The organism is Ilumatobacter sp. (assembly GCF_041688325.1).
In the GTDB taxonomy this organism is placed as follows: domain Bacteria; phylum Actinomycetota; class Acidimicrobiia; order Acidimicrobiales; family Ilumatobacteraceae; genus Ilumatobacter_A.
Genome location: NZ_JBDNIJ010000210.1, coordinates 1 through 4054 on the forward strand (window position 1 = coordinate 1; position 4054 = coordinate 4054).

General features: G+C 62.1%; 4 protein-coding genes. All 4 read left to right on the forward strand.

Features of this window, described 5'->3' with window-relative positions; translation table 11 throughout:
* Positions 1-1361: xylose isomerase (xylA, locus tag ACH2EI_RS12255; protein WP_395160214.1), on the forward strand; the 1361-nt coding region annotated here is incomplete at its 5' end.
* A 122-nt stretch (positions 1362-1483) separates the two neighbouring features.
* The gene (gene sufC, locus ACH2EI_RS12260; protein WP_395160216.1) at positions 1484-2260 is read left to right on the forward strand and encodes a Fe-S cluster assembly ATPase SufC; all 777 of its coding nucleotides are present in this window, start codon (positions 1484-1486) and stop codon (positions 2258-2260) included.
* Positions 2261-2263: 3 nt separating this feature from the next.
* Positions 2264-3496, forward strand: a complete 1233-nt coding sequence (locus ACH2EI_RS12265) for a SufS family cysteine desulfurase (protein ID WP_395152936.1) — start codon at positions 2264-2266, stop codon at positions 3494-3496.
* A 27-nt stretch (positions 3497-3523) separates the two neighbouring features.
* The gene (gene sufU / locus ACH2EI_RS12270) at positions 3524-3997 is read left to right on the forward strand and encodes a Fe-S cluster assembly sulfur transfer protein SufU (protein WP_395160218.1); all 474 of its coding nucleotides are present in this window, start codon (positions 3524-3526) and stop codon (positions 3995-3997) included.
* Positions 3998-4054 lie beyond the last annotated feature (57 nt).

Consider the following 4054-nt stretch of genomic DNA (forward strand, 5'->3'; position numbering starts at 1 on the left):
CAACACCTGAACCTTTCTTCCCTGACATCGACGCCATCGCCTACGAAGGCCCCGATTCCGACAACCCGCTGGCGTTCCGCTGGTACAACGCCGACCGAGTGGTCATGGGCAAAACCATGGCCGAACACCTCCGTTTCGGTGTGTGCTACTGGCATTCGTTTGCCTGGGATGGCTCCGACATCTTCGGACAGGGCACCCTCGACCGCCCGTGGAACCCGGCGTCGCGAACGGGCAACGCCGCGATGGGCCCACTGGATGCAGCGAAGCTGAAAATGGCGGCCGCATTCGAGTTCATCGAGAAGCTCGGTGCACCGTTCTTCTCCTTCCACGACATCGACATTGCGCCTGCCGGGTCATCGTTCCGTGAGACCTGCGGCTACTTCGACGAGATGGTCGACGAGGCCGCCGGCTACATGGATCGCACCGGCACCAAGCTGCTGTGGGGCACGACCAACGCGTTCTCCCACCCCCGCTTCATGGCCGGCGCCGCGACCAACCCCAACCCCGACCTTTTCGCCTACGCAGCCGCGCAGGTCGCGCACTGCATGAATGCAACACACCGGCTCGGAGGCGCCAACTACGTCCTGTGGGGTGGCCGCGAGGGCTACGAGACGCTGCTCAACACCGACATGACGCGTGAACTCGACCAGCTCGGTCGGTTCCTCAACATGGTCGTCGAGCACAAGCACGCCATCGGCTTCGAGGGCGCGCTGCTGATCGAGCCGAAGCCAATGGAGCCCACCAAGCACCAGTACGACTACGACGTCGCAACGGTGTACGGCTTCCTGCAGCGCTACGGGCTCGAGAACGAGATCAACGTCAATATCGAGGTCAACCACGCGACGCTCTCGGGCCATGACTTCCACCACGAAGTTGCGACCGCCGTCCACTCGGGAATCTTCGGTTCGATCGACGCCAACGCTGGCGACGATCGCCTCGGCTGGGACCTCGACCTCTTCCCCAAGTCCGTCGAGCAAATGACCTTGGGCATGCTGGAGATCTTGCGTGGCGGTGGGTTCACGACCGGCGGGCTGATGTTCGACACCAAGCTCCGGCGCATGTCGATCGCGCGCGACGACCTGTTCCACGGCCACATCGGCGGCATGGACACCATGGCGCGTTCGCTGCTTGTCGCCGCGTCGATCCTCGAAGACGGCGAAATCGATCGCCGGCGCACCGAGCGCTATGCCGGCTGGGATGCCGAGCAGCGAATTCTCGACGGCTCCCACCCCGACGCGGTCACACTGCAACAACTGCACGACGGCGTCATCGGCGACGACAGCTTCGACCCGCAGCCCGTCAGCGGCCGCCAAGAAGCCCTCGAAAACCTGGTCGCCCGTCACATCGAACGCGCCAAATAGCTACATATGGGGTCAGGCCCCTTTCGCAACTCTGTGCGCCTCTGTGCGCCTCTCTCTGAACTGCCGGCCGAATTACCCCTACGGCGGTAGGAGTAATTCGGCCAGGCTCGTAGAATCGAAACGTGACCTCCCCCCTGTTACGAGTCGCAGACCTGCACGTGCGGTCCGCTGAGAATTCGACCGGTGAGATCCTCAAGGGTCTCGACCTCACGGTCAACGCCGGCGCAGTGCACGCCATCATGGGGCCAAGTGGTTCCGGCAAGTCGGCGCTTGCCAGCACACTCATGGGCTCTGGTGAGTACGAAGTCGTCAGCGGCTCCGTCCACTTCATGGGTGACGACGTCACCGACTGGCCGACCGACGAACGGGCCAAGGCTGGAATGTTCCTCGGCTTCCAGCACCCACAGGAGATTCCCGGCGTCTCGGTCATCCAGTTCTTGCACCAGGCACTGTCGGCTCGAAAAGGCATCGACCTCTCCGTGCCCGAACTGCGTCTCGCCACGATGGGCTGGATGAAGCGCCTCGGCATGGATTCCTCGTTCATCGACCGCCGGCTCAACGAAGGCTTCTCCGCAGCCGAAAAGAAGCGCAACGAGATGTTGCAGATGGCCATCCTCGAACCCGCAATCGCCATCGTCGACGAGACCAACTCGGGCCTCGACATCGGCATCGATGCACTGCGCATCACCACCCAGGGCATCCGTGAGGTGCGAGTCGACAATCCAGATATGGGTGTGGTTCTGATCACCAACGACCAGCGCCTTATCGATCACGTCACGCCCGACCACGTTCACATCCTGGTCGACGGTCGGATCGTCGCCAGCGGCGGCATGGAACTGGCCGAACAGCTCGAAAAAGACGGCGAAGACGCCTTCCGCACCGTAAGCATTGGAGTCTGACCCATGGCATTTGACCAGACCGCCGTCCGTAACGACTTCCCGATCCTGTCACGCCAGGTCGACGGCAAGCCGCTCGTTTATCTCGACTCGGGAAACACTTCGCAGAAGCCGCAGCGCGTCATTGACGCGATGTCGCACTTCCAAGAGCACACGTACGCCCCGATCAACCGCAGCTCGTACCGGCTCGCCGGTGAGGCAACCGATGCCTACGAAAAGGGCCGAGTCGCCATCGCCCGACTGATCAACGCACCATCGGTCGACGAGGTCGTGTTCACCAAGAACGCCACGGAGTCGATGAACCTCATCGCCCAAGCCTGGGGTCGAGCCAATCTTGGCGAGGGCGACGTCGTCGTGCTCACCGAAATGGAACATCACGCCAACATCGTTCCGTGGCAGATGCTCGTTCAGGAACGCAAGATCCAGATCCGCTGGGTTCCACTCACCGCTGACGGTCAACTCGATCTGACCAATCTTGACAATCTGCTCGACGGAGCAAAGGTCTTCTCCTTCACCGCGATGAGCAACGTGCTCGGCACGATCACACCGATCGCAATGCTCTGCGAGCGGGCCAAGGCGGCTGGCGCGCTGTCGATCGTCGATGCCTGCCAGTTCGTCCCGCACAACGTCACCGACGTCCAAAGTTGGGGCGCCGACCTCGTTGCGTTCTCGAGCCACAAAATGTGCGGCCCGTCCGGAATCGGAATGCTCTGGGGTCGCATGGAGATCCTCGATGCGATGCCACCGTTCCTTGGCGGCGGCAACATGATCGACACCGTCACGTTCGACGGATTCACCGCCGCACCGGTGCCGATGAAGTTCGAGGCCGGCACACCGCCGATCATCGAAGCCGTCGGCCTCGCGGCAGCAGTCGAATACCTCGAAGAGATCGGCATGGCGAACATCCGTCAGCACGAGATGGAACTCAGCCGTTACACGCTCGACACGCTCAAGGGCCGCTTCGGTGACGACATCACGATCTACGGGCCCGACGACGTCGAGTTGCGCGGCGGCGTGTTCAGCTTCACATTCCGCGACATTCATCCGCACGACGTCAGCCAGGTTCTTGACGAACGCAACGTGTGCGTGCGCGCCGGCCACCACTGCGCCAAGCCGCTGATGCAGAGCCTCGGCGTCAACGCAACGACTCGCGCCAGCATCTATCTCTACAACGACACCGCCGACATCGACGCTCTTGCCGACGGCCTCAACGACGCAACCGATATCTTCGGCCTCTGAGCCGTTCAGCTTCCGGGAGAAACCACCATGTCAGGACTCGAAGATCTCTATCGCGAGATCATTCTCGATCACTACCGCACGCCGCGTAACCGTGGCGAGCTCGATCCACCAGCCATCAAGGCCGAGGGCCACAACCCGCTGTGCGGCGACGAGATCACCGTTTACCTTTCGATATCTGGTGAGGGCGACGACGCCGTCATTGAAGACATCAAGGTCGGCGGCCAGGGATGCTCGATTTCACAGTCGTCGGCGTCAATGATGAGCCAGTCGATGAAGGGCAAGACGATTGCCGAGAATCGTGCCCTGGCCCGCCGCTTCAAAGCGCTGATGGGCATCGACGGCATCGAGCCACAAGACGGCGACGACGCCATCGATCTCGGTGACCTCGAAGCGCTCGAAGGCGTCATGAAATTCCCGGTCCGCATTAAGTGCGCTGTGCTCAGCTGGAACACGTTTCTGCAGGCGCTCGATACCGGCGGCGGCACCACCTCAACCGAATAAGTGCGGATGGGGTCAGGCCCCTTTCGCAACTCTGTGACACCCGACAGGCAAGCTTGG

Bases quoted from the DNA above. Each gene is read 5' to 3' on its own strand.
- ACH2EI_RS12265 (WP_395152936.1), top strand. From the start codon at position 2,264: ATGGCATTTGACCAGACCGCCGTCCGTAACGACTTCCCGATCCTGTCA.
- sufU (WP_395160218.1), top strand. From the start codon at position 3,524: ATGTCAGGACTCGAAGATCTCTATCGCGAGATCATTCTCGATCACTAC.